The following is a 23,780-nucleotide window of genomic DNA, read 5'->3' on the forward strand; positions in this document are numbered from 1 at the left end:
AGTGACGATACGTCTAACGCTCGCCGATGCCGATATCGCCCGCGCCGCCGAGATCTGGCGCGCGGGCGGGCGCGTCGCCTTCCCCACGGAGACCGTGTACGGGCTGGGAGCAGACGCGTCCTCCGACACCGCCGTGGCGCGCATCTTCGAGGCCAAGGACCGGCCCAGCTTCAACCCGCTCATCGTGCATGTCGCCGATCTGGATCAGGCGCGCAAACTGGCGCTCTGGTCTGACGCCGCCGATGCGCTGGCGCAGGCCTTCTGGCCCGGGCCGCTGACGCTGGTTCTGCCCCTGGCACCCGGCGCGCCGGTCTCGTCGCTGGTCACGGCGGGCCTCGACAGCGTCGGCATCCGCATGCCGGCCCATCCGGTCGCGCGGCAATTGCTGCGCGCCTTCGGCGGGGGCATTGCCGCCCCCTCCGCCAATCGCTCGGGCCGGATCAGTCCGACGCGGGCCGCGCATGTCCTGTCGACACTCGACGGGCGGATCGAAGCTGTGGTCGATGGCGGCCCCGCCGAGGTCGGACTTGAATCGACGATTCTGGGTCTGACCGGCACGCCCACACTTCTGCGGCCCGGCGGGATCGGGATCGACGCCTTGTCGGAGGCCCTGGGCGCGCGGGTCTCGCGCCGCCACGATACCGATGCGATCTCCGCCCCCGGCCAGACGCCCTCCCATTACGCGCCACGCGCGACGATGCGCCTCAATGCCGCCGAATGGGAGCCGGGCGAGGCCACGCTGGGTTTCGGGAAGATGCCCTGCGATCTGAACCTGTCCGAGGCGGAGAATCTGACGGAGGCCGCGGCGAACCTCTTTGCGCATCTGCATGCGCTCGATGCGATGGGCCGGGCGGTAATCGCCGTCGCCCCGGTGCCGCATCGGGGGCTCGGCGTCGCGATCAATGACCGGCTGAGCCGCGCAGCCGCGCCGCGCTGATCCCGCGCAGGCCTAGGCCTGCCCGCCCTCTGCCGACAGCATCAGCGCCGAGACGCCAAGACGGCCCAGCGCCTTTTCCCACATGTCTCCGGCCTTGGTGGCGAAAATCAGATCGGGATCCGCGTCGCAGACAAGCCAGCCATTCTGCTGCAATTCCCGCTCAAGCTGGCCCGGCCCCCAGCCGGCATAGCCGAGGCACATGCGGCGCTGCGCGGGCCCCTGCCCTCGCGCCATGTCCTCGAGGATGTCGAGCGTGGCGGTCATCGCGAAATTCGCATCGATGGTCAGCGTGGTCGGGTCGTCCCGCGCCTCGGTGCTGTGCAGCACAAAGCCGCGCCCGGTCTCGACCGGGCCGCCGAAGAAGACCGGCTCGAAGGGCATGTCGGTCAGCATCTCGATATCGAGCTGTTCGAGCAGCGTTGCGATACCGAGGCCCGGCGCCGTCTTGTTGACGATCAGGCCCATCGCGCCCTCATCCGAATGCGAGCACAAAAAGACAACCGCGCGGTCGAAACGCGGATCGCCCATGCCGGGCATCGCGATCAGAATGCGTCCGGTCAGATCGGTCGATTGTGCGGTGTCGGGCATGAAACTCCTATCGATTGCCACCACCATGACGACGCCCGACCGCACGTGCAAGCACGCCAATGTGTCAGCACGTTCAGCGAGACGTGACTTCCCATTTCACAGGCAAATGGGCAGAGGAGAGGGCATGATACGCATCCTTTTCCTCGCCATCGCGCTGATCGCCGCCATGCCCTTCGCCTCGACGCCTGTCCGGGCGGGTGAGTTCGACAATATCGTCCGGGCCGAACTGCGCCCCGGTTGGCGACGCGCGGACGGCACGCATATCGCGGCCCTTCACCTCACGCTTGCGCCGGGCTGGAAGACCTATTGGCGGGCACCCGGCGATGCGGGCATCCCGCCCGAGTTTGGCTGGCGCGGATCGCGCAACCTCGCGGGCGTGTCGATCATCTGGCCGCGCCCCGATGTTTTCGATCAGGCAGGGATGCGCGCCATCGGCTATACCGACGAGCTGGTCCTGCCCCTCGCGATCCGCCCCGAGCGGAATGGTGACGTGCTTCTCGAAGGCGATATGCAGCTCGGGATCTGCAAGGATGTCTGCCTGCCCCACGCGCTCAGCTTCTCGGGCCGTCTCGATGCCGGGATGACCGAGCGGGATCCGCGGATCGCCGCGGCGCTCTCCGACCGGCCCTTCAGCGCCAGCGAGGTTGGTGGCGCCTCGGTGCATTGCGATATCGCCCCCGGCAATAACGGTGCGCTTCGCCTGACCGCGAAGATCGACATGGCCTCCGCGGGCAACAGCGAGGAGGTGGTGGTCGAGACCGGCAATCCCTTCCTGTGGGTGGCCGAGCCCGAAAGCCGCCGCGACGGCGGCACGCTCATCGCCTCGACCGAGATCGTGCATATGGAGCGCAAGCCCTTCGCCCTCGATCGCGGGTCGCTGACCTTCACCGTGCTCGGCACGCGTCAGGCGGTCGAATTGTCGGGCTGCACGCGCTGACCTCGGTACCGGCGGGTTCGCGCCCGGGCGGGGCAGATTTGAGCGCACCTCAAGGCGCGCGCGGTGGATCTCAGACCCCGCCCGCCCGCGTGGCCCGACCGGACAACCCCATCCGCATGGCGGCAACGAGATAGGCCAGCACGAGGGCAATGCCCACACCAACCATGAAGAGCGCATAGGCCCCGACGAGCCCCGGCCCAAGCGGCGAAACGGCTGCGAGAGGCGCGGGCAGCGCACCGGTCACGGCGACCCAGCCCATGGTCACGCCGAGCCAGCCCAGGATCAGCGCGACGCCTACGCCGTAGCCTGCCCGAATGCTGCCGCGGGGATGACGCAGGCCGCGCTTTAGGCTGGCCCTGGCCTTCGCGAGGTCCTCTCCGATGGCCAGAAGGGCGGGCACGACCAGCAGCACCAGAACCATCCCGAAAGCCAGGCCGAAGACCAGCGTGATCACCGTCGGCTTTAGGAACTCCGCCTGGCTCGACCCTTCATACAAGAGCGGCGCAAGGCCCAGCACCGTGGTCAGCGTCGTCAGCAGCACGGGGCGCAAACGATCCGCCGCTCCGTCGATGATCGCGGGCAGGATCCCGCGCTCGGCGGCATATTCGTCGATCGTCGTGACCAGCACGATCGAGTCGTTGATGACGATCCCGGTCATGCCCAGCAGGCCCACCACCGTAAACATGCTCATCGGCACGTCCCAGACATTGTGCCCCCAGATCGTACCCACGAGGCCGAAGGGGATGATCGCCATCACCACAAGGGGCCGCGACCAGCTCGCAAAGACCCAGGCCAGCACGAGGTAGATGCCCAGAAGCACCATAATCAACGCCACGGTGGCGTCGGACAGGAATTCGTCCTCCTGCTCGCTCAGACCGGAGAGGCGGTAATCCACCTGCCGCTCGGCGGAGATGCCGGGCAGGATCTCCTGCTCCAGGGCCTGCATGATGTCGGCGGCGCGGGCCGGGTCATCCTCCGAGAGATCGCCATTGACCGATACGAGCCGGATGCCGTTCTCCCGCCGGACGGTGGAGAAGCCCGCGCTGCGCTCGACCTCGACGATATCGGCCAGTGCAACATAGGCGCCGGACGGTGTGCGCAGCTGCATCCGCTCCAGGAAATCGGCCGTCAGCTCATCCTCGGGCAGTTCCACGCGGATCGTGGCCGAACGCGGCCCCACGGGATAATTCGCGGCCTCCACGCCGCCCAACCGCGCCCGCAGCGTCTGGCCCAGCATGTCGATATCGAAACCCAGCGCGCGGCCCTGCGGCGTCAGATCGAGGCGCAGCTCATCCTTGTCGTAGGACAGATCGTCCTCGAGCGCGGAGACTTCGGGGTATTGCGCCAGCGCGGTTTTCAGATCCTCCGCGGCGGCTTTCAGCGTGGCGGCATCCGCGCCGTAGAACTGCACATCGAGCGCATCGCCTCCGGGGCCCGAGCGCCAGCCGCGGAAGCTGACCGTCTCGGCCAGCGGGTGGCGTTCCACGCGTTCCTGCAGGTCACCCACGAACTTGAAGGACGAATAGGGCCTGAGATCCGCCTCGATCAGCTCGATCGCGATGGAGCCCAGCTGGTCGGGCTCCTTGCTGTCGGTGCCTGCCAGCCCGCGGCCGGTATTGCCACCGATCTCGGACAGGACATAGGCCACGGGGTTGCGCCCGTATTCCGCCTCGTATTCCGCCGCCAGCGCCTCGACAGAGGCCTGCATCGCCAGCATCTGCTCGTAGCTGTCTTCGCGCGTCGCGCCCGGTGCCATGGCGAAATTGCCGGTGACGGAGGATTGCTCGGGCGCGTTGAAGAAGCGCCAGGGCACATCGCCCCGGATCAGAAGGGCGGCCTGGCTCGCCAGAAGGGCCACGGCAGCAGCGATCACCACGTAGCGCCCGGCGATGACGCCCGCCATCAGAGGGCGGAAGAGCCGCGCGCGGACCCAGCGGAAGACGCGGTTCACCGCGCGCGACGGGGCATCATACCAATGCTGCTTGTCGGCATGGGTCAAGGCGTGCCGCATGTGATGCGGCAGGATCAGGAAACACTCCACAAGGCTCGCGGTCAGCACGACGATCACGGTGAACGGGATGTCGCGGATCAGGTCGCCGAAACGGCCCCCGATCACCACGAGCCCCCAGAAGGCGATCACGGTGGTCAGCGTTGCGCAGAAGACAGGCAGCGCCATCCGCGCCGCCGCGCGCTCGGCGGCCTCGGCGGGCCCGAAGCCGCGCCGCGACAGGTGATCGGCATGCTCGCCCACCACGATGGCATCATCGACCACGATCCCAAGCGTGATGATCAGCGCGAAGAGCGAGATCATGTTGAAGGTGATGCCCGCAGCATACATCAGCGCCACCGCCGCCAGCATGGCCGTGGGGATACCCGCCGCGACCCAGAACGCGATGCGCGCATTGAGGAACAGGAAGAGTAGCGCGACCACGAGGCCAAGCCCCATCAGGCCGTTATCGACGAGGATGTCGAGCCGGCCTGAAATGGCCTCGGCCCGCGTCCGGATGAGGTCGATACTTGCCCCTTCCGGCATTTCCGCCTGCAACTCGGCGGCAATCTCCTCGACCTGGCGCTGGATGCCAATGGCGTCGCCCTGCGCGGTGCGGTCGACCCGGATCGACATGGCCGGGTTTTCGCCGACGAAATAGCTCCGCTCGCGGGTCACGCCCTCGATGCGGATCTCCGCCACGTCGCCCACGCGCAGCTCCGTCCCGTCGGGGTTAGAGCGCAGCACGATCCCCTCGATTTCGTCCGCCTGTCGCTTCTCGGTGCCGGTGCGCACCCGCGCATTGGCCCCCTCGACCTGGCCTGCCGGATCGGCATCGACCTCGGCCCCGATGGCCTGGGCGATCTCGCGCAGGGTGAGGTCATGCGCGATCAGGTTCGTCGCGGGCACCTCGACGATGGTCTGCGGCGCGGCAAGGCCCCGGATCGTGGTGTTCGTCACACCCTCCGCAAAGAGCCGATTGACGAAGAGATCGGCGTAATTCGCCAGCTGCTCCGCCGCGATGGGGCCGGTGAGGACCACATCCGTCACCCGGTCGAACCAGGCGGACCGGCTGATTTCCGCGTCCTCCGCATCCTCGGGCAGATCGCTCACTGCGTCGATGGCCTGCCGGATATCGTTGGTGGCGCGGCTCATGTCCCAGTTGGGTTCGAACTCCACCTCGATGGAAGCGATGCCTTCACGCGACCGCGCGCGGCTCGATTCCACCCCTTCGACCGCCAGCAGCGCAGGCTCCAGCCGCTGCACGATGGCCTGATCGATATCCTCCGCCCCCGCGCCGTCCCAGCGCACGGAGATGTCGATCTCGTCGACGATCACGTCGGGGAAGAACTGCGCGCGCATGTTCGGGATGGCGAGCGCCCCCGCCGCCAGCATCATCACCAGCAGAAGGTTCGCCAGCGTCCGGTGCCGCACGAAATAGGAGAAAAGCCCGAAGACGCGGGAGGTGTCCGACATGACCCTAGCCCCCGATCCGCGCTTCGAGACGCGCGACCATCGCCGCGGGCACGCGCGGCGCGTCGAGCTGGCTCAGAAGCCGGGCCTTGGCCTCCTCGGGCATGCGGGAATTGCCCTCGACGAAGGCGCGCAGCCGGGCGCGGCGATGTTCCGTGATCTCCATCAGCGTGTCCGCTTCGGCGCTGTCCGCGTCCTGAAGCTCCGCCTCGAAGTTGCGCGGACGCACCTTGATCCCCGGCCCCAGAAGCGGCGTCTGCTGCGCCACGACCCGCGCCCCGGCCAGCCCGTCGGCACGGACGAGCACATCGTCTCCCTGACGCCGCACCAGTGTCACTGCCAGCGCTTCAAGGCGGTCATCCGTGCCCACGACCATCACCTGCATATTGGCATCGAGCGCGGTTGCGGGCAGACGCACGACATTTTCGATCGGGGCCTCGTCGATCCGAACGGTGACGAAATCGCCGGGCTGAAATCCCCGCGCCTCACCGAGCCGCGCATAGACCACACGGCCCGTCTCACCGGTCGCGACACGGGGATTGGCCCGGTCGATCCGGCCCGATGCGACGATGTCGGTGCCATAGACATCGAGCGTCACGGTCACCGGCGCCGGACGCACCTGCCCCGCCGCGTCCAGAAGCCGCGCATATCCTTCGGTCGAGACGCGAAACGCCACTTCCAGCGCGTCCGGGTCGATCAATGTCGCGATCTGTTCATTGGCGGAGACGAGACGGCCCTCGACCACGCTGACCGTATCCAGCACACCGTCAAAGCCCGCGCGAATTTCCGTCGCATCGAGGCGGCGCTCCGCCTCGGCCACATCCAGCGTGGCGCGCGCGATGGCGGTCTCGGCCTGCGCGATCCGGGCCTCCGCATCGGCGAGCGATTGGCGGCGTTGCAGCACGGCGGCCCGCGCGGTCGAGGCCTGCAATTCGGCTGCTTCCACGGCGCTGGCACTGCCGACGCCGCGATCCCGCAGATCCTCCTGTCGCTCGAAGGCGCGGGCGTAAAGCTGGGACTGCTCCTCGGATGCGGCGAGGTTTTCGCGCGCAAGCTCCAGCGCGCGGCGGCTGTCATCGGATTCCGCTCGGGCGTCAGCCAGCGCAGAGCGCGCGCGTTCCAGCGCCGCTTCCGCGTCGGCGGGATCGATCCGGGCCAGAAGTGCGCCTTCCGCGACCCGACCGCCTGCATCGAAACCGGGGGCCAGTGCGACGATACGCCCGCCCGCCTCGGCCCGGATTTCAAGGGTGCGACGGCTCTCGACGCTGCCATAGGCCGTCAGGACCGGCACTTCGGTGCCGGGCTCGGCCGTCACCACGTTCACGGCAAAGACCCGCTCCCGCCCCTCGGGCATGGAGGGCGCATCTGCCATGCGCGTCTCGACCGCCCCCTGAATGAGCGCGCCGGCATAGACCATGAGACCCAGCGTCGCCGCCAGAAGGAAAAGCCCGGTCAATGACCGCCTGAGAAACCGCATGTCACCTCGTTGATCCGCCAGGGGCCAAGACACGGCCCTTGCTAAGAAATAAGGCGCCGCGGGCCCATTCCAAAGAATGCGAGGCGCTCTTCACCATGGTGTTACGCGGATCGACGCGGAATTTGTCGAAAAAAGTTTCGCCCCGTTGCAGGTTTCGGATCACTTCCGCCGCTTGTGCTCGTCGAGACGCGGCATGATCTCCACGAAATTGCAGGGCCGGTGGCGATAATCGAGTTGCAGCGACAGGATCTCGTCCCAGGCATCCTTGCAGGCGCCGGGGCTGCCGGGCAGCGCGAAAAGGTAGGTGCCCTGCGCCACTCCGCCCGTGGCCCGGCTTTGCACGGCGGAGGTGCCGATCTTGGCCATGGAAACATGCGTAAAGACCGTGCCGAAGGCGTCGATCTCCTTTTCGTAGACGTCGCGATGCGCCTCGACCGTCACGTCGCGCCCCGTCAGCCCCGTGCCACCCGTGGAAATCACCACGTCGATCCCGTCATCGGCACACCAGGCGCGGAGCTGTGCTGCGATGGCGTCGCGCTCGTCCCGGATGATGGTCCGGGCCGCCAGGATGTGCCCCGCCGCCTCCAATCGCGCGACCAGCGTATCGCCGGAGCGGTCGTCGCCCGGCTCCCGCGTGTCCGACACGGTCAGGACGGCGATACGGACGGGAATGAACTCACGGGTCTCGTCGATGCGGCTCACGATGCGGTCTCTTTCAGTTTGGCTTGCAGGTCGAGAAGGTCTGCCCAGGCCTCGCGCTTGGCGGCGGGATTGCGCAAGAGGTAAGCGGGATGGAACATCGGCATGACGGGCCGATCGAGCGCCTCCATCCAGGTGCCGCGCAGCCGGGTGATGCCGCGCCGCCCCAGCATGGCCTGAGCCGAGATATTGCCCATCACTACGAGGATATCGGGATCGGCCAGCGCGATATGCCGGTCGAGAAAGGGCTTCAGCATCTCGATCTCGGCGGGTTTCGGATCGCGGTTCTGCGGCGGGCGCCAGGGCAGCACGTTGGTGATGTAGACGCCCTCCGCACCCTTGGCCTGCCGGTCGAGCCCGACGGCCGCGAGCATCCGGTCCAGGAGTTGCCCGGCGCGACCCACGAAGGGGCGGCCTTCGCGGTCCTCGTCCCGGCCGGGCGCTTCGCCCACGATCATCAGCCGTGCGGAGGGATCGCCATCGCCAAAGACCAGCCGCTCCGCGCCGAGCTTCAGATCGCAATGCTCGAACGCGGCCATGGCCTCGCGCAACGCGCCCAGATCCGCTGCGGCACTCGCCGCGTCGCGGGCGACCGCCACCGGATCGACCTCCGTCGCCGCCACGCGCGCGCTTTCCGCTGCCACCGCGACCGAGGCCTGCGCGGCCTTTTCGGCCAGTTGCGCCTCCGCTGCCGCGAAGCGGTCGACGGGAAACTCCGCGATCGTCTCGGTCACGCCCATCTCCGCCTGCCAGGCGAGCATGGCGGCAGCGCTATGCCAATCAAGCTGTTCAATCGATTCCATGGCGGCACCTTATCGCCGCGCCGGGCCGGGCAAAAGCACCCGCCGCCTGCCCGGGCGAGGGTGTTCCAGCCGAGACTTCACGCTTTGCGCCAAACACTCTGTTTCGCGGGTGCTGCGGCCCTTGCCGCGCCGCGCGCCTGTTTCTATACAGGCAACGAATTCCAGCCCCGGAGCACACCCCACCCCCATGCGTTTCGATCAGCGACACCTCCTCGGAATCGAACCGCTGCGTCCGGATGAAATCACCACCCTTCTCGACCTCGCGGACAAGTACGTCACGCTCAACCGGTCGCGGAACAAGCGCTCGGGCATTCTGTCGGGTCTGACGCAGGTCAACATGTTCTTCGAGAACTCGACCCGCACGCAGGCCTCCTTCGAACTGGCGGGCAAGCGGCTCGGGGCGGATGTGATGTCGATGGCGATGGCCGCCTCGTCGATCAAGAAGGGTGAGACGCTGGTGGATACGGCGCTCACGCTCAACGCGATGCATCCCGACCTGCTGGTCGTGCGGCACCCCAATTCCGGCGCGGTCGATCTTCTGTCGCAGAAGGTGAATTGCGCCGTGATCAATGCGGGCGACGGGCGGCACGAACATCCCACGCAGGCGCTGCTCGATGCGCTGACGATCCGCCGTGCGAAGGGCCGTCTCCACCGCCTGACCGTCGCGATCTGCGGCGACATCGCCCATTCCCGCGTCGCCCGGTCGAACCTTCTCCTGTTGCACAAGATGGAGAACCGCGTGCGCCTCATAGGCCCGCCCACGCTGATGCCCGCGGGCATCGATGCCTTCGGGGTCGAGGTCTATCACGACATGGCCGAAGGGCTGCGCGACGCGGATGTGGTGATGATGCTGCGGCTCCAGAAGGAACGCATGGATGGCGGCTTCATCCCGTCCGAGCGGGAATATTTCTACCGCTACGGTCTCGATGCCGAGAAGCTCGCCATGGCCAAGGACGACGCCATCGTGATGCATCCCGGCCCGATGAATCGCGGGGTCGAGATCGACGGCACCATCGCCGACGACATCAACCGCTCGGTCATTCAGGAACAGGTAGAGATGGGCGTCGCCGTGCGCATGGCGGCGATGGACCTGCTCTCGCGCAACCTGCGCGCCCGCCCGACGGAGGTCTTGGCATGACGACAATGGATATCCGCGCCTCCGAAACGGGCGTGACGCGGCTTTTTCATCTCGACCTGCCTGCAGAGGCGGTCGAGCGGTTTACCACCCAGGCTGGAACCGGGGAATACCCGCTCTCCTATGCGCTCGGTGCGGAAAAGCTGCGCCCTGCCTTCGTCGAAGTGGTGGCGATCCGCGATCTCGGCGGCATGTCGCTGTCGCAATACCTCACGCAGGCGCATGACGTCACGGGGCGCGATTTCGCGGCGATGCGCGGTCAGATCGACGCCCTCAAGGGCCATGTCGTCATCCTGCCGAGCCAAGCCTTCGGGCAAACCGCGCAGACGCTGACGATTTCCGCGCCCCTGCGCTGGATCGGCACCTTCGAGGAGGACGCGCCGAAAACCAAATCGACGCCCATTCGCACCGAAAGCGCCAAGGGCACGACGCCACGGCCCGAGCCCGAGGAGGATCCGCTTGCCAAGGGCGGCTCCCCGCTTCTGCGCGCCATCGTCATCGTGGCCACGGCGCTCACCGTCGGCATCCTTCTTTATGCAATCGCGGGATGACGTGATGAGACCCGTGCTGATCGAAAACGCGCGCCTGATCGACCCCGAAGGGGACCGCATCTTCGACGCGTCGATCCTGATGGAAAAGGGTGTGATCGCCGAGATCGTCGAAGGCGAAGGCCCGGCGCCCGAGGGGCTGCGCGAACGCGCACCTGCCGATGCCCGGATCGATGCGCGCGGGCGCTTTCTCGCGCCCGGCATCGTCGATATCGGTGTGAAGGTCTGCGAGCCCGGCGAGCGGCACAAGGAAAGCTACAAGACCGCAGGCGCGGCGGCCGCGGCGGGCGGCGTCACCACGATGGTCACGCGTCCCGACACCGACCCGGTGATCGACACGCCCGAAGCGCTCGAATTCATCCGCAGGCGGGCGCAGGACGCAGCGCCGGTCCGCGTTCTGCCCATGGCCGCCCTGACGAAGGGACGCGCGGGCACCGAGATGACCGAGATCGGCTTCCTGATGGATGCAGGCGCCGTAGCCTTCACCGATTGCGACCGGGTCATCCGCGACACCCGCGTTCTGGGCCGCGCGATGACCTATGCCAAGAGCCTCGGCGCGCTGGTGATCGGCCATCCGCAGGAGCCGGGCCTCTCCGCCGGTGCCGCCGCAACCTCGGGCAAGTTCGCCTCCCTGCGTGGGCTGCCTGCCGTCTCGCCCATGGCCGAGCGAATGGGCCTCGACCGCGACATTGCGATGATCGAGATGACGGGCGTGCGCTACCATGCCGACCAGATCACCACCGCCCGCGCCCTGCCCGCGCTGGAGCGCGCCAAGGCCAACGGCTTTGACGTGACCGCCGGCACCTCGATCCATCACCTGACCCTGAACGAGCTGGACGTGTCGGACTACCGCACCTTCTTCAAGGTCAAGCCACCGCTCCGCGCCGAGGAAGACCGACAGGCCGTGATCGAAGCGGTGCGCAGCGGGCTCATCGACGTGATCTCCTCGATGCACACGCCGCAGGACGAGGAAAGCAAGCGCCTGCCCTTCGAGGAAGCGGCCTCGGGCGCCGTGGGCCTCGAGACGCTGCTGCCGGTCCTCTTGCGGCTCTATCACTCGGGCGATCTGGACCTGCCCACGCTTTTCCGCGCGCTGTCGCTCAACCCCGCGAAGCGGCTGGGGCTGGAGGCGGGCCGCATGGCCAAGGGCGCCCCTGCCGACTTGATGCTCTTCGATGCGGACAAGCCGCTCATCCTCGATCGTTTCAAGCTGCGGTCGAAATCGAAGAATACGCCCTTCGACAATGCCCGCCTGCAGGGCCGCGTCATGGCCACCTTCGTGGGCGGCAAACAGGTCTACGCCGCCTGACGCGCCGCCATGCTGTGGCCAGGACGCACCGCCGCCGCAATGGCGCGCCGCCCTGCATCTTCACCTTTCCACAAAATACGCAAACACCCGGCCTGCCACACGGGGCCGCGCCGGGGATGCGCACCGCATGAGCGCCGCTGACCCGCGATCCGTTTGACGCCTGTTCCTGCCCCTGTACTCTGCGCCCGAACCGCAACCGGAGCCTGCCATGCCCCCCATCGACACCGCGCCCATCCTGCTCCTGCTCTGGGGGCTGATCGGCTACCTTCTGGGCTCGATCCCCTTCGGTCTGGTCGTGACCCGCGTCATGGGGATCGGCGATCCCCGCCAGATCGGGTCGGGCAATATCGGGGCGACCAACGTTCTGCGCACAGGCTCGAAGGCCGCGGGCGCGCTGACGCTTCTGCTCGACGGGGCGAAGGGGGCTGTGGCGGTGCTGCTCGCGCGCGCCTTTGCGGGCGAGGATGCGGTGCAGCTTGCCGCGCTGGCCGCGTTTCTTGGCCATTGCTTTCCGATCTGGCTCGGCTTCAAGGGCGGCAAGGGCGTGGCGACCTTCCTGGGCATCGTCCTGGCCATCGCCTGGCCCGTGGGGCTTCTGTGCTGTGCGGCCTGGGCCGGGACGGTCGCGCTCACGCGGATCTCGTCGATGGGGGCGCTGGTTGCTGCCGGGGTCTCGACCGTGATCTCCGTGATTGCAGGATATGCGAGCATTGCCGTGCTCTGCCTCGTCCTGACCATGCTGATCTTCTGGCGTCACGGTGCCAATATCGCGCGGCTGCGCGCGGGCACCGAGCCCAAGATCGGCCAGAAATCCTGATCCCGACTGTCTTTAGGTCTTGTCCAGGAACGCCGCGATCTCTGCCGCGACGGCGTCGGGCCGCGTGATCGGGGCCATATGCCCCGCCTCGGGGATGACGACCTCGCGCGCATCGGGCAGCCGCGCCAGAAGCGCTGCATGAATCTCGCCCAGGATCGGCTCCGTCTGCGCGCCGCGCAGGAACAGGATCGGCATGGTGCAGCGCTCAAGCGCACCCTCTTTCAGAAGCCCCGCGGAATCGTAGGTCAGGGCCTGCTCCGTCTCCTCGATGATCCGAACCTGCTTTTGCAGGAGCGCCCGCGCCTGGTCGCCCATCTGGCCCCAGCTCTTGCCGACGCCCCAGGTGCCGGTGAAGACCCGGGCGGCCGTTTCGGTGTCACCGCGCGCCAGCGCCTCCATCATCGGACGGGCCGCTTCGCGCCGCTCGGTGAAGGCCTTGGGCGCCGTTTCGCGCGCAGCAGCGAAGAGCACGGGCTCGATGAGGACCATACGCCGGATACGCTCCGGATGCCGTTCCGCCAGCCGCAGCGCGACCGTCGCCCCGAAGGAATGCCCCAGCAGCGTGATATCATCCTCAAGGAACGTCTCCGCCGCGTCCGTGACCGCGTCGTGATAGTCGCACCGCCGGTCCCAATCGTCGGACTTGCCGTGGCCGGGCATGTCGGGGGCCGTGACGGACAGCCGGTCGCCCAGATCGTTGACCACGCCCTTCCACGCCCCGCCATGGGCCAGCGCGCAATGCAGTGCCAGTGCCGGGGCACCGCCCGACGCCCCGAGCGTCCGGCTATGGACCGGAAAGACCGATTGGCTGTCCTTGGGCATCAGATCTTGCCCGCAAGATGCATCTCGAGATCGTCGAGCCGGTCCTGCCCCCAGAAATGCTGACCGCTATCGACCACGTAATAAGGCGAGCCGAAGACGCCCCGCTGCACCGCTTCCTCGGTGTAGCGCTCGAAGGTCTCCGCGCCCGAAAGCATGCCGCTCGTCACAAGGCCGCGGTCGAAGCCCGCAGCCTCCAGGCAATCCGCGATGACATCGTCCTGCGCGATGTCGCGCTCCTCGGCCCAGCAGGCGGAGAGGATCTTGCGCACCAGAAGCCCCAGATCGCCGCCGCCCGCCTTGTCCGCCGCGATGATCGCGTAGCTCGAAGGGGCGGGATTCGTCGGGAAATGCGCCGGATGGATGGTCAGCGGCAGGCCCGTTTTCTTCTGGGTGCGATCCAGCTCCTGCAGCCGGTAATCCTGCCGCGCCTGCGGGCGCTGATCGAGCGGCAGGCCGCCATGGGCCTTGAAGACCGCGCCGGGATTGACGGGCTTGTAGGCGATCTCGGCCCCATGCGCCTTGGCGATCTCCTCCAGACGATCGCCGCCGAGATAGGCCCAGGGGGAAATCGTGAAGAAATAGTAGTCGATCTGCGGCATTGGGCGCGCTCCTTCATGCATCCGTGCGGATATGTTTCCTGTCGAGCGTAGCCCATGCTAAGGCCGCGGCAACACGAATCCCAGGGGACAGCGCCGCCATGCCAACCGTCATCGAACCGAAGATCATTTCGGGCAATGCCAATCTCGATCTTGCCAAAGCCATCGCCCGGAGAATGTCGCTCTACCGGGGAATGAATGTGGGGCTGGTCGATGCCCGGGTCGAACGGTTCAACGATCAGGAGATCTTCGTCGAGGTCTACGAGAACGTGCGCGGCGAGGACATGTTCATCGTCCAGCCGACCTCCAATCCGGCCAATGACAACCTGATGGAGCTGTTGATCATGTCGGATGCGCTGCGCCGGTCATCCGCCGCCCGCATCACCGCCGTCATTCCCTATTTCGGCTATGCGCGTCAGGACCGCCGCACCAAGGCGCGCACGCCGATCACTGCAAAGCTCGTGGCCAACATGATGGTCTCCGCCGGGATCGAGCGGGTGCTGACCATGGACCTGCACGCCGCCCAGATCCAGGGCTTCTTCGACATCCCCGTCGACAACCTCTACGCCTCGCCGATTTTCGCGCTCGATGTGCATTCGCAGTTCAAGGATTCGATGGACGATCTGATGGTCGTCTCGCCGGATGTGGGCGGCGTCGCCCGCGCGCGGGAACTGGCCAAGCGGATCAATGCGCCACTCTCCATCGTCGACAAGCGTCGCGAGAAGGCGGGCGAAGTGGCCGAGATGACCGTGATCGGCGATGTCTCGGGCAAGAAATGCATCATCGTCGATGACATCTGCGACACGGCCGGGACGCTGTGCAAGGCGGCCGAGGTGCTGATGGGCCACGGCGCGACGGAAGTGCATGCCTATATCACCCATGGCGTCCTGTCCGGCCCGGCGGTGGAGCGCATCACCAATTCGGTGATGAAGTCGCTGGTGATCACCGATTCGATCCCGCGCTCCCCGGAAGCGCAGGCCGCGCCCAATATCCGCGTCGTTCCGACAGCGCCGATGTTCGCGCAGGCGATCCTGAACATCTGGAACGGCACGTCCGTGTCGTCGCTGTTCGAGACGGATACGCTGGGGCCGATCTACGAAGGCATCCTGTAAAATTGGGCACGGGAGGGGGTCGCCCCTCTCCCACCGCCACCCTTTGCGCTGAGAGCGCTTAGCGCGGCTGTACTTCATCAGGCCAGCAAGCCGCAGAGGCTCAGTAGACGTCCCAATCGTCTTCGCCCTTCACCTCGCCGATCGCCATCCAGGACATCCGCACGCGGGCGACGCGGGTATCTCCCCAGGTGCGGAAGACCATGTCGAAGCCCTTCTCGTTGACCTTCTCGGCCCCGAGATCGGCGCGAATATTGGCTTGGCTGTCCATGTCCCAAAGCGACAGGCTCAGTTGAACCTGAGGCGGCGCGCTGAACGGCTCGGAGAACAGGATCCGCTTGCGGCGTTCGCGCGCGCCATCGCCGGTCCACATCTCGCCGCCATTCGCGAAATCCGAGAAAAGCTCGTATTCGCCCTGATCGACGCCAATGCGATTTGATCTGAGTTTCTGCATAAATTGCCCGTATTGCTCAAATTCGTCGAAAGAATGGGCGATTTGCGGCTTGGAGGAAAGGGATCGCGAATATCCCAGCCTCAGCCGTTGGACGCGCGCCCGCCTTCCAGCGCCGCCCGGATTTCGCGCGCATGGGCCGGCACGTCGTATAGCACCTCATAGGCCGCGCGCCCGTTCCGCGCGATGGCTTTGCGCTCCGCCTCTGCCTCCAGGTAGTGCCGGGTCTTGTCGACCATGTCATCGAGATCGTCATAGGCGATGTAGTCGCGCCCCTCGATCAGCGGCGCGCGCAGTTGCTGCTCTCGTATGCCGGGGTTGGACAGCACGAAGGCCCCCGCCCAGAACAGTTCCAGATGGCGATAGGTGAACGGGCCATGCCCCGACGGCGCGAGGTTGATCGTGCTCTGAAAGACGTTCTTCATGTATTTCGGGCGACTCATCTTCTTCGCGATGACCCGGTCGGGAAGCGTGCTGTTCTTCATTGGGATGATGCCGCCGAAGGCATGGAAGCCCTCGTCGAGGATCCGTTCCCAGAGTGCCGTGCGTTCGCCCACCTTGCGATTGTTGTCCGATCCGAGGAACGAGACCTCGTAAAGGTCGGGCGTCTCCCAGGAATATCTCCGCAGCGGCTTCATCCGGTTGCGCGACGGATATTTCGTGGACAATCGCACGAACGGGTTCGACAGGTGCGTGGGCACGATCTTCGCGCGGTTGGCAGGCGACAGGCCATACCGGTCGAGATCGGCGTAAGGCTCGCGCTTGAAGATCACGTCGAAGGCGTCGAGCACGGCATTCTCGAACATTTCCTGCGGATGCGCCCCGGTGAGGAACAGCCCCTTTGCCCCCCGTGCGCTCGCGAGTTTCTGCATCAGATCGGTCGCGCCACCATCCCAGTTCACACCGCATTTGGTGTTCACGACCACTGCATCGAACGCGTCCAATTGCGTCTGATCGAGGGCGAGGAAGTCCCGCAGGCTCAAGGATTGCATCTGCCCGGCCTCGGACAGCGCCGCTTCGAAAAACCCGCTCTGGCCGTCCGTCAGGCCTTTGACCTTGATGTTGAACTGCCGGAACAGGCTGTTCTTAGACGCCTTTCGAGCGATATAGGCGATGCGCATTCAAATGCTCCAAATGAAAAAGCCCCGTGATGACACGGGGCTTTCCTAATCGAATGTGACCAAATCACAAGTTCGGCTGCTTCTCCGACAGGCCGATCTCGCTGCCGACGGCAACCATGTCCGCCAGAAGCTTGGCCGCGTCGTCGACGGGGCCCGGCTCGTTCTGGAAGGTCTCCTTGGCGCGGCCGTAAGCATCCTGCGCCTCGGCGACAAGCTCTTCGTAGGTCTGCTGATCCACGTCTTCGCGGGGCAGCGCCTTCTCGGCCAGGACCGACAGGCCCTCGCCCAGTTCAGCAAACCCGCCGGTCACGACGAATTCCTTGGTGCCGGAGCCGGTATCGACCCGCAGCACACCCGGACGCAGCGTGGTGATGAGCGGCGCATGGTTCGGCATCGCCGTCATGTCGCCATCGGCACCCGGGATCTGGACCGAAACCACTTCGGCCTGCATCAGGCGCCGCTCGGGGCTGACGAGGTCAAATTGCATCGTGTCTGCCATGTCTCTTTCCTTTCAGGCCGCGGCAGCAGGTCATCCCTGCCGCGCGCACCATGTGACATGTCCGGGGCGGGACGCGCCCACCCCGAGACGGAGCCTTAGGCGGCGTCGGACGCCATCTTCTCGGCCTTGGCCTTCACCTCTTCGATGCCGCCGACCATGTAGAAGGCGCCTTCGGGCAGGTGGTCGTATTCACCGGCCACAACCGCCTTGAACGACGAGATCGTGTCTTCGAGCGGCACCTGAACGCCGTCCGAACCGGTGAAGACCTTCGCCACGTCGAAGGGCTGCGAGAGGAAACGCTGGATCTTCCGGGCGCGGGCCACGGTCAGCTTGTCCTCTTCCGACAGTTCGTCCATGCCGAGGATCGCGATGATGTCCTGCAGCGACTTGTAGCGCTGAAGGATACCCTGCACGTCACGGGCGACGTTGTAGTGCTCTTCACCCACGATGGACGGATCCATCAGGCGCGACGTGGAGTCGAGCGGGTCCACCGCCGGGTAGATGCCGAGCTCCGAAATCGCACGCGACAGAACCGTCGTTGCGTCGAGGTGCGCGAAGGTCGTCGCGGGTGCGGGGTCGGTGAGGTCGTCCGCGGGAACGTAGACGGCCTGGATCGAGGTGATCGAACCGGCTTTCGTCGAGGTGATCCGCTCCTGCATCTGGCCCATGTCGGTGGCCAGCGTCGGCTGGTAACCCACGGCCGAGGGGATACGGCCCAGAAGTGCGGACACCTCGGAACCGGCCTGCGTGAAGCGGAAGATGTTGTCGACGAAGAACAGAACGTCGGTGCCGGACTGGTCGCGGAACTGCTCGGCCAGGGTCAGCCCGGTCAGCGCGACGCGGGCACGGGCCCCCGGAGGCTCGTTCATCTGGCCGTAGACCAGGGCCACCTGCGATTCCGACAGGTTGTCGGGCTTGATCACGTTCGACTCGACCATCTCGTGGTAGAGGTCGTTGCCCTCACGGGTCCGCTCACCCACACCGGCGAACACGGAGAAGCCCGAGTGCACCTTCGCGATGTTGTTGATGAGTTCCATGATGAGAACAGTCTTGCCGACGCCTGCACCGCCGAAGAGGCCGATCTTGCCGCCCTTCGAATAGGGGGCCAGCAGATCGACGACCTTGATGCCGGTGACGAGGATTTCCGACTCGGTCGACTGCTCGGAGAAAACCGGTGCTTCGGCGTGGATCGGACGGTACTCGTCCGCTTCGACCGGGCCGCCTTCGTCCACGGGCTCGCCCACGACGTTGAGGATGCGGCCCAGGGTGGCGTTGCCCACCGGCACCGAGATCGGCGCGCCGGTATCGACGACTTCCTGACCACGCACGAGGCCCTCGGAGGCGTCCATTGCGATGGTGCGGACGGTGTTTTCGCCCAGGTGCTGCGCGACCTCGAGGACCAGCTTCTTGCCGTTGTTGTCCGTGGTCAGCGCGTTGAGGATCGCGGGCAGATGGTCATCGAACTGAACGTCGACGACGGCGCCGATGACCTGCGTCACTTTGCCTTTCGCGTTTGCCATGTCTCTTCTCCGGTACTTAGAGCGCCTCGGCGCCCGAGATGATTTCGATCAGTTCGTTCGTGATGACGGCCTGACGCGTGCGGTTGTATTCGATGGTGAGGTCTTCGATCATTTCGCCCGCGTTTCGCGTGGCGTTGTCCATCGCCGACATCCGTGCGCCCTGTTCGGACGCCGCGTTCTCGAGGAGCGCCGCGAAGATCTGCGTCGCCACACCGCGCGGCAGAAGATCCGCAAGGATTTCCTCTTCCGACGGCTCGTAATCGTAGAGCGTGCCGCCTGCCGCGTCGCCTTCACCTTCCGCGGCCTCGTACTTGGCCGGGATGATCTGCTGCGCCGTGGGGTGCTGCGCGACCACGTTCTCGAAGCGCGAGAAGAAGATCGTTGCGACGTCGAACTCGGCCTCGTCGAAGCGGCCGAGCACGTCCTTGGCGATGTTCTGCGCGTCCGGGTAGGAGATGCGCTTCACATCGGACAGATCGACGTGACCGACGAAATGATCCGCGTAATCGCGTTTCATCTGGTCGCGGCCCTTCTTGCCGACGGTCAGGATCTTCACCGTCTTGCCCTCATCGAGGAGCTTGCGCGCATGGGTGCGGGCCAGCTTGGCGATGTTGGTGTTGAAGCCACCGCACAGACCGCGCTCCGCCGTCATGACGACGAGCAGGTGTACCTGCTCGCTGCCGGTGCCGCGCAGAAGCTTGGGCGCGCTGTCGCTGTCGCCCGCCGCCGATGCCAGCGCACCCATTACGGCATTGAACCGCTCTGTATAGGGGCGCGCCATCTCGGCAGCATCCTGGGCACGGCGGAGTTTGGCCGCCGCGACCATCTGCATGGCCTTGGTGATCTTCCGGGTCGATTTGACCGAGGAGATCCGGTTTTTCAGGTCCTTGAGATTAGCCACGAGGCTGTCTCCTTACGCGAAGTCGGCGGCGAATTCGTCCAGCGCAGCCTTGATCTTGTCGGCAGCATCGCCCTTGATCTTGGGATCTTCGTTGGCGATCCAGTCCAGCAGATCCTTGTGCTTGCCGCGCAGGTGCTTGAGCAGACCCTGCTCGTAGCGGCCAACATCGCTGACCTTGATCTTGTCGAGGTAGCCATTGGTGCCCGCGAAGATCACGCAGACGATTTCCGCGTTGGTCAGCGGCGAGTACTGCGGCTGCTTCATCAGCTCGGTCAGACGCTCACCGCGGTTCAGCTGGCGCTGGGTCGCGGCGTCGAGGTCGGAGCCGAACTGCGCGAAGGCCGCCATTTCGCGGTACTGAGCGAGTTCCAGCTTCACCGGGCCCGCGACGGACTTCATCGCGTTGGTCTGGGCCGAGGAGCCCACACGCGACACCGACAGACCGGTGTTCACCGCGGGACGGATGCCCTGGTAGAACAGTTCCGTCTCGAGGAAGATCTGACCGTCGGTGATCGAGATCACGTTGGTCGGAATAAAGGCCGACACGTCGCCGCCCTGGGTTTCGATGATCGGCAGCGCCGTCAGCGAGCCCGAGCCGTTTTCGGCGTTGAGCTTCGCCGAACGCTCCAGCAGGCGCGAGTGGAGGTAGAAAACGTCGCCCGGGTAGGCTTCACGGCCCGGCGGACGGCGGAGCAGCAGGGACATCTGGCGGTAGGCCACGGCCTGCTTGGAAAGGTCATCATAGACCATCAGCGCGTGACGGCCGTTGTCGCGGAAGTACTCGCCCATCGCGGTCGCGGTGTAGGGGGCGAGGTACTGCATCGGCGCGGGGTCCGACGCGGTCGCGGCGACGACGATGGAGTATTCGATGGCGCCGGTCTCTTCGAGCTTCTTGACGAGCTGCGCCACGGTGGAGCGCTTCTGGCCGATGGCGACGTAGACGCAGTAGAGTTTCTTGCTCTCGTCGTCGCCTGCAGCTTCGTTGTAGACCTTCTGGTTCAGCATCGCGTCGAGCGCGACGGCCGTCTTGCCGGTCTGACGGTCGCCGATGATCAGCTCGCGCTGGCCACGGCCGATCGGGATCATCGCGTCAACGGCCTTGAGGCCGGTCGCCATGGGCTCGTGCACGGACTGGCGCGGCATGATGCCGGGTGCCTTGACGTCCGCGAGGCTGCGCTGCGAGGTCTCGATCGGGCCCTTGCCGTCGAGCGGGTTGCCGAGGCCGTCCACGACGCGGCCGAGAAGCGCGTCACCGACGGGCACGTCCACGATGGAGTTCGTCCGCTTGACGACGTCGCCTTCCTTGATGTCCCGGTCGGAGCCGAAGATCACCACGCCGACATTGTCGGCTTCGAGGTTCAGCGCCATGCCCCGGATGCCACCGGGGAATTCGACCATCTCACCCGCCTGGACCTTGTCGAGGCCATAGACGCGGGCAATGCCGTCACCGACGGAAAGCACGCGACCAACCTCGTCGACCTCGGCCTCTTGGCCGAAGTTCTTGATCTGGTCCTTCAGGATCGCAGAAATTTCGGCTGCTTGGATACCCATTTATCCGACCTCTTTCATTGCATTCTGGAGGGAGTTGAGCTTCGCGCGGATCGACGTGTCGATCATCTTGGAGCCCACTTTGACAACAAGACCGCCGATGAGGCTTTCATCGACGGTCGCCTTAATCTTCACGTCGCGGCCCACCTGCGCCTTCAGCGTCTCGGCAAGCTTCTTGGACTGCGCGCTCGACAGCTCAACCGCCGAGGTGACGTCTGCCGTCACGATACCCTTCTCGTCCGCGATCATGTCCCGCAGCTGCGCGATCATGGCAGGCAGGACGAAGAGGCGGCGCTTGTCGGCCATCAGCGACAGCGTGTTCTTCAGCACATCCATCAGGCCCATCTTGTCGGCAATCGCCCGGATCGCCTGACCCTGGACGCTGCGGCTGTAGACGGGTGAATGGATCAGATCGCGCAGATCGTCGCTCTGGGCCAGCGTATCGGCAAGATCGTCGATATTGGCCTCGAGCGTGTCGAGCGAGCCGGACTCTTTTGCGAGATCGAAAACGGCCGCTGCGTAGCGTTCTGCGATGCCGGAGGAAATCGAAGCTGGTTCAGACACGTGCATCCTTCCGCTATCAAGCCCCCGTTAGCCCAGCCTGTCTGGCGGGCCCGGAGGCGGTCTCATCTCCCCGACCGGACGGCCTGGGCGCTAAAATCAGCGCGGAGATAGCAGAGCATCCCCAGCCCCGCAACATGCTACGGCACTTTTCGCGATGGGCACCAAGGCACCGGACAGCCCTTTGTTTTCAATGCATTACCCCGGAAAGCAGGGCAAATGCGACCTATGGCCCATGGCAGAAACCGTTGAAAGGGCCGCTTTTTTCGACAAATCGCCTCGATTCCCTTCGGATTTCGCGACCCGGCGGGCTCAGATCGGCTTCGCCACCGGTTTGGGCGTCAGCGCGCCCAGAGGCGATTTCAGCTTCTCGCCGACGCCGCGCGGCCGCGGCGGATGGCGCTTGACTGCACGCACGGCCATCACACCACCGGCCATGACCGCGGGGATGGCGCGGCCCATCCGCTCCCAAAAGGGGCCGGTCTTCATCCAGAACCGGCGGGTCGATGGCGGCTGGTAGAGCAGCGACACATGCCCCTCCGGCAGGAAGTCGTGATAGCTCAGCATCTCCTCGAGCTGGCCCAGCGAATAGGGGCGCCCGTATCCGAACGGCGTCCGGTCCGACCGCGCCCAGAGCCCGGTGCGATTGGGCACGATGAACAACGCCTCGCCGCCCGGCCCCAGCACACGGTAGCATTCATCCAGGAGCGCCGTCGCATCCTCAGACGTCTCCAGACCGTGCAGGACGATCAGCCGGTCCACATGGCCCGTTTCCACCGGCCAGCGCGTCTCCTCGGACAGAACCGACACGTTCGGCATGCCCGCAGGCCAGGGCATCACCCCCTGCTGGGCGGGCATCAGCGCCAGAACGCGGCGGCTGTCGCTCAGGAAGGGCCGCAGAAGCGGCGCCGCGAAGCCGAAACCGGCGACCGTATGTCCATGGGTGTCGGGCCAGGTCGCGCGCACCTCGTCACGGATGATCTTCTGCGCCGCGCGGCCCAGTGCGCTCCGATAATAGAAGTTCCGCAGATCGCGCACGTCGAGATGCATTGTCGGCACCCTGTCCTCGGCCTAGCCTTAGAGAGACCCTGACAAAAAAGACCGGAAAACGCCATGCCTCTCGACCTCGTGACCGTGCCCTGCCTGTCGGACAATTACGCCTTCTTGCTGCACGATGCGGAGACCGGCGCCACCGCCGTGATCGACGTGCCCGAAGCCGCCCCCATCGCGGCCGCCCTCGATGAGCACGGCTGGACCCTCTCCGAGGTCTGGCTGACCCATCACCATGCCGATCACGTCCAGGGGCTCGATGCGCTGCTGGTGGGTCGCGAGGCCCGCGTTCTGGGCGCCCGCGCCGACGCGCACCGCCTTCCGCCGCTCGATCTGGAACTGGCCGATGGCGATACCTTCGACTTCGCGGGCCGCGAGGTGCATGTGATGGACGTCTCAGGCCACACGGTGGGTCATATTGCGCTTTACCTGCCCGAGGAACGCATCGCCTTCACCGCCGACAGCCTCATGGCGCTTGGCTGCGGGCGGGTCTTCGAGGGCACGATGCCGCAGATGTGGGACAGCCTGTCGAAGCTGGCCAAACTGCCCCCCGAGACGACGATCTGCTCGGGCCACGAATACACCGAAGCCAATGGCCGCTTCGCCGTCACTATTGAACCCGGCAATGCGGCACTTAAATCACGTATAGACGCGATTGCGGCGGCACGGGCCAAGGGCGAGCCTACGGTGCCTTCGCAATTATCCGAAGAACTTGCCACAAACCCTTTTCTGCGTGCGAACGATGCCCCGGTTCGTGAACATCTCGGCATGATCGATGCGCCCGCCGCAGAGGTCTTCGCGGAGATAAGACGCCGAAAAGACACGTTCTGAACGCCGCAGTTCACAGCACAGACCCGAACGCAAACGAAATGTGAGACGGTTTGTAAGAGAA

At 65.9% G+C, this 23,780-nt stretch carries 23 protein-coding genes; 8 read left to right on the plus strand and 15 right to left on the minus strand.

The window, feature by feature from the left end:
• Position 1: 1 nt before the first annotated feature.
• Entirely contained in the window at positions 2–937 is a 936-nt protein-coding gene (locus tag FIV09_RS15545; protein WP_152451301.1) for an L-threonylcarbamoyladenylate synthase, read from the plus strand.
• 12 nt (positions 938–949) lie between these two features.
• On the opposite strand, the gene FIV09_RS15550 is transcribed toward FIV09_RS15545, so the two are convergent.
• Entirely contained in the window at positions 950–1,525 is a 576-nt protein-coding gene (locus FIV09_RS15550; RefSeq protein ID WP_152451303.1) for a YqgE/AlgH family protein, read from the minus strand.
• Between the two features lie 124 nt (positions 1,526–1,649).
• Between FIV09_RS15550 and FIV09_RS15555 the strand changes: the two genes are divergently transcribed.
• Positions 1,650–2,462, plus strand: coding sequence for a protein-disulfide reductase DsbD domain-containing protein (locus FIV09_RS15555; protein WP_152451305.1), 813 nt, complete (start codon positions 1,650–1,652; stop codon positions 2,460–2,462).
• A 70-nt stretch (positions 2,463–2,532) separates the two neighbouring features.
• On the opposite strand, the gene FIV09_RS15560 is transcribed toward FIV09_RS15555, so the two are convergent.
• The 4 genes from FIV09_RS15560 to FIV09_RS15575 all read right to left on the minus strand — a co-directional run bounded on the left by FIV09_RS15560 (position 2,533) and on the right by FIV09_RS15575 (position 8,901).
• Entirely contained in the window at positions 2,533–5,925 is a 3,393-nt protein-coding gene (locus FIV09_RS15560) for an efflux RND transporter permease subunit (RefSeq protein ID WP_152451307.1), read from the minus strand.
• 4 nt (positions 5,926–5,929) lie between these two features.
• Positions 5,930–7,399, minus strand: a complete 1,470-nt coding sequence (locus tag FIV09_RS15565; RefSeq protein ID WP_152451309.1) for an efflux RND transporter periplasmic adaptor subunit — start codon at positions 7,397–7,399, stop codon at positions 5,930–5,932.
• Between the two features lie 159 nt (positions 7,400–7,558).
• Positions 7,559–8,101: a molybdenum cofactor biosynthesis protein B gene (gene moaB / locus FIV09_RS15570; RefSeq protein ID WP_152451311.1), complete on the minus strand. Its 543-nt coding sequence runs from the start codon at positions 8,099–8,101 to the stop codon at positions 7,559–7,561.
• Entirely contained in the window at positions 8,098–8,901 is an 804-nt protein-coding gene (locus FIV09_RS15575; protein ID WP_152451314.1) for a uracil-DNA glycosylase family protein, read from the minus strand. The genes moaB and FIV09_RS15575 overlap by 4 nt, the downstream gene beginning before the upstream one ends.
• Before the next feature lie 187 nt (positions 8,902–9,088).
• Between FIV09_RS15575 and FIV09_RS15580 the strand changes: the two genes are divergently transcribed.
• From FIV09_RS15580 to plsY, 4 genes are all read left to right on the plus strand, one after another.
• The gene (locus tag FIV09_RS15580; protein ID WP_152451316.1) at positions 9,089–10,039 is read left to right on the plus strand and encodes an aspartate carbamoyltransferase catalytic subunit; all 951 of its coding nucleotides are present in this window, start codon (positions 9,089–9,091) and stop codon (positions 10,037–10,039) included.
• Complete coding sequence (locus tag FIV09_RS15585; protein WP_254702245.1) at positions 10,036–10,587, plus strand: aspartate carbamoyltransferase catalytic subunit; 552 nt, start codon at positions 10,036–10,038, stop codon at positions 10,585–10,587. The genes FIV09_RS15580 and FIV09_RS15585 overlap by 4 nt, the downstream gene beginning before the upstream one ends.
• A gap of 4 nt (positions 10,588–10,591) precedes the next feature.
• The gene (pyrC, locus tag FIV09_RS15590; RefSeq protein WP_152451318.1) at positions 10,592–11,893 is read left to right on the plus strand and encodes a dihydroorotase; all 1,302 of its coding nucleotides are present in this window, start codon (positions 10,592–10,594) and stop codon (positions 11,891–11,893) included.
• Between the two features lie 208 nt (positions 11,894–12,101).
• Positions 12,102–12,710 carry a glycerol-3-phosphate 1-O-acyltransferase PlsY gene (gene plsY, locus FIV09_RS15595; protein ID WP_152451320.1) on the plus strand — a complete coding sequence of 203 codons (609 nt, stop codon included), beginning with the start codon at positions 12,102–12,104 and terminating at the stop codon, positions 12,708–12,710.
• Between the two features lie 12 nt (positions 12,711–12,722).
• On the opposite strand, the gene FIV09_RS15600 is transcribed toward plsY, so the two are convergent.
• Together FIV09_RS15600 and FIV09_RS15605 are read right to left on the minus strand one after the other, a co-directional pair.
• Positions 12,723–13,532 (minus strand): alpha/beta fold hydrolase, encoded by an 810-nt coding sequence (locus FIV09_RS15600; RefSeq protein WP_152451322.1) that lies wholly within the window; start codon positions 13,530–13,532, stop codon positions 12,723–12,725.
• Entirely contained in the window at positions 13,532–14,131 is a 600-nt protein-coding gene (locus FIV09_RS15605) for a 2-hydroxychromene-2-carboxylate isomerase (RefSeq protein ID WP_152451324.1), read from the minus strand. Before FIV09_RS15605 ends, FIV09_RS15600 begins: the two co-directional genes overlap by 1 nt.
• 98 nt (positions 14,132–14,229) lie before the next feature.
• Here FIV09_RS15605 and FIV09_RS15610 point away from each other — a divergent pair, with 98 nt between their 5' ends.
• Positions 14,230–15,240, plus strand: a complete 1,011-nt coding sequence (locus FIV09_RS15610; protein ID WP_152451326.1) for a ribose-phosphate pyrophosphokinase — start codon at positions 14,230–14,232, stop codon at positions 15,238–15,240.
• 100 nt (positions 15,241–15,340) lie between these two features.
• Here FIV09_RS15610 and FIV09_RS15615 read toward each other — a convergent pair whose 3' ends face one another.
• From FIV09_RS15615 to FIV09_RS15650, 8 genes are all read right to left on the minus strand, one after another.
• Positions 15,341–15,691 (minus strand): H-type lectin domain-containing protein, encoded by a 351-nt coding sequence (locus FIV09_RS15615; protein WP_152451328.1) that lies wholly within the window; start codon positions 15,689–15,691, stop codon positions 15,341–15,343.
• An 80-nt stretch (positions 15,692–15,771) separates the two neighbouring features.
• Positions 15,772–16,809 (minus strand): glycosyltransferase, encoded by a 1,038-nt coding sequence (locus tag FIV09_RS15620; RefSeq protein ID WP_152451330.1) that lies wholly within the window; start codon positions 16,807–16,809, stop codon positions 15,772–15,774.
• Between the two features lie 64 nt (positions 16,810–16,873).
• Positions 16,874–17,308: a F0F1 ATP synthase subunit epsilon gene (locus tag FIV09_RS15625; protein WP_152451332.1), complete on the minus strand. Its 435-nt coding sequence runs from the start codon at positions 17,306–17,308 to the stop codon at positions 16,874–16,876.
• A 95-nt stretch (positions 17,309–17,403) separates the two neighbouring features.
• Positions 17,404–18,828: a F0F1 ATP synthase subunit beta gene (gene atpD, locus FIV09_RS15630; RefSeq protein WP_152451334.1), complete on the minus strand. Its 1,425-nt coding sequence runs from the start codon at positions 18,826–18,828 to the stop codon at positions 17,404–17,406.
• A 16-nt stretch (positions 18,829–18,844) separates the two neighbouring features.
• Positions 18,845–19,729, minus strand: a complete 885-nt coding sequence (locus FIV09_RS15635) for a F0F1 ATP synthase subunit gamma (RefSeq protein WP_152451336.1) — start codon at positions 19,727–19,729, stop codon at positions 18,845–18,847.
• A gap of 12 nt (positions 19,730–19,741) precedes the next feature.
• Positions 19,742–21,280 (minus strand): F0F1 ATP synthase subunit alpha, encoded by a 1,539-nt coding sequence (atpA, locus tag FIV09_RS15640; protein ID WP_152451338.1) that lies wholly within the window; start codon positions 21,278–21,280, stop codon positions 19,742–19,744.
• Complete coding sequence (locus FIV09_RS15645) at positions 21,281–21,847, minus strand: F0F1 ATP synthase subunit delta (protein ID WP_152451340.1); 567 nt, start codon at positions 21,845–21,847, stop codon at positions 21,281–21,283.
• 303 nt (positions 21,848–22,150) lie between these two features.
• Positions 22,151–22,888 carry a methyltransferase domain-containing protein gene (locus FIV09_RS15650; RefSeq protein ID WP_152451342.1) on the minus strand — a complete coding sequence of 246 codons (738 nt, stop codon included), beginning with the start codon at positions 22,886–22,888 and terminating at the stop codon, positions 22,151–22,153.
• 63 nt (positions 22,889–22,951) lie between these two features.
• Here FIV09_RS15650 and gloB point away from each other — a divergent pair, with 63 nt between their 5' ends.
• A complete protein-coding gene (gene gloB / locus FIV09_RS15655; RefSeq protein ID WP_152451344.1) occupies positions 22,952–23,719 on the plus strand; it encodes a hydroxyacylglutathione hydrolase in 768 nt (255 codons plus the stop codon).
• The last annotated feature ends 61 nt before the right edge of the window (positions 23,720–23,780 follow it).

Origin of the sequence: Roseivivax sp. THAF197b (genome assembly GCF_009363255.1) — a bacterium.
Taxonomy (GTDB): Bacteria; Pseudomonadota; Alphaproteobacteria; order Rhodobacterales; family Rhodobacteraceae; genus Roseivivax.

Bases quoted from the DNA above. Each gene is read 5' to 3' on its own strand.
- FIV09_RS15550 (WP_152451303.1), bottom strand. From the start codon at position 1,525: ATGCCCGACACCGCACAATCGACCGATCTGACCGGACGCATTCTGATC.
- FIV09_RS15555 (WP_152451305.1), top strand. From the start codon at position 1,650: ATGATACGCATCCTTTTCCTCGCCATCGCGCTGATCGCCGCCATGCCC.
- FIV09_RS15560 (WP_152451307.1), bottom strand. From the start codon at position 5,925: ATGTCGGACACCTCCCGCGTCTTCGGGCTTTTCTCCTATTTCGTGCGG.
- FIV09_RS15565 (WP_152451309.1), bottom strand. From the start codon at position 7,399: ATGCGGTTTCTCAGGCGGTCATTGACCGGGCTTTTCCTTCTGGCGGCG.
- FIV09_RS15575 (WP_152451314.1), bottom strand. From the start codon at position 8,901: ATGGAATCGATTGAACAGCTTGATTGGCATAGCGCTGCCGCCATGCTC.
- FIV09_RS15580 (WP_152451316.1), top strand. From the start codon at position 9,089: ATGCGTTTCGATCAGCGACACCTCCTCGGAATCGAACCGCTGCGTCCG.
- FIV09_RS15585 (WP_254702245.1), top strand. From the start codon at position 10,036: ATGACGACAATGGATATCCGCGCCTCCGAAACGGGCGTGACGCGGCTT.
- pyrC (WP_152451318.1), top strand. From the start codon at position 10,592: ATGAGACCCGTGCTGATCGAAAACGCGCGCCTGATCGACCCCGAAGGG.
- plsY (WP_152451320.1), top strand. From the start codon at position 12,102: ATGCCCCCCATCGACACCGCGCCCATCCTGCTCCTGCTCTGGGGGCTG.
- FIV09_RS15600 (WP_152451322.1), bottom strand. From the start codon at position 13,532: ATGCCCAAGGACAGCCAATCGGTCTTTCCGGTCCATAGCCGGACGCTC.
- FIV09_RS15605 (WP_152451324.1), bottom strand. From the start codon at position 14,131: ATGCCGCAGATCGACTACTATTTCTTCACGATTTCCCCCTGGGCCTAT.
- FIV09_RS15610 (WP_152451326.1), top strand. From the start codon at position 14,230: ATGCCAACCGTCATCGAACCGAAGATCATTTCGGGCAATGCCAATCTC.
- FIV09_RS15615 (WP_152451328.1), bottom strand. From the start codon at position 15,691: ATGCAGAAACTCAGATCAAATCGCATTGGCGTCGATCAGGGCGAATAC.
- FIV09_RS15620 (WP_152451330.1), bottom strand. From the start codon at position 16,809: ATGCGCATCGCCTATATCGCTCGAAAGGCGTCTAAGAACAGCCTGTTC.
- FIV09_RS15625 (WP_152451332.1), bottom strand. From the start codon at position 17,308: ATGGCAGACACGATGCAATTTGACCTCGTCAGCCCCGAGCGGCGCCTG.
- atpD (WP_152451334.1), bottom strand. From the start codon at position 18,828: ATGGCAAACGCGAAAGGCAAAGTGACGCAGGTCATCGGCGCCGTCGTC.
- atpA (WP_152451338.1), bottom strand. From the start codon at position 21,280: ATGGGTATCCAAGCAGCCGAAATTTCTGCGATCCTGAAGGACCAGATC.
- FIV09_RS15645 (WP_152451340.1), bottom strand. From the start codon at position 21,847: ATGCACGTGTCTGAACCAGCTTCGATTTCCTCCGGCATCGCAGAACGC.
- FIV09_RS15650 (WP_152451342.1), bottom strand. From the start codon at position 22,888: ATGCATCTCGACGTGCGCGATCTGCGGAACTTCTATTATCGGAGCGCA.
- gloB (WP_152451344.1), top strand. From the start codon at position 22,952: ATGCCTCTCGACCTCGTGACCGTGCCCTGCCTGTCGGACAATTACGCC.